Annotated in this window: 1 rRNA gene; it reads left to right on the top strand. The window is 39.1% G+C overall.

Features of this window, described 5'->3' with window-relative positions:
- Positions 1–87 (top strand): 16S ribosomal RNA (locus D0T60_RS18700); the annotation flags it as partial.
- Positions 88–307 lie beyond the last annotated feature (220 nt).

Raw genomic sequence — 307 nt, 5'->3', positions numbered from 1 at the left:
TGGGGTCGTCCTAGGGTAAAACTGGTGACTGGGGCTAAGTCGTAACAAGGTAGCCGTACCGGAAGGTGCGGCTGGAACACCTCCTTTCTGGAGTGATACTGTATTAATTTTTAATTATTAATGTTTAATTTTTAATTATTAGTTATATTAAGATCCATTCGGTTTAAATTGTACTGCTGTTTGTTGTGTATTAATATAGATTGTTTATATAGATTGAGAAATCAAGAAGCCGAGCCGTAAGGCGAGGTTGAACTAGTCCTATAGCTCAGTTGGTTAGAGCGCTACACTGATAATGTAGAGGTCGGCA

The organism is Bacteroides sp. 224 (assembly GCF_010500995.1).
In the GTDB taxonomy this organism is placed as follows: domain Bacteria; phylum Bacteroidota; class Bacteroidia; order Bacteroidales; family Bacteroidaceae; genus Bacteroides.
The sequence above is the reverse complement of the archived record's forward strand: the minus strand, read 5'-3'. Positions and strand labels throughout refer to the sequence as shown.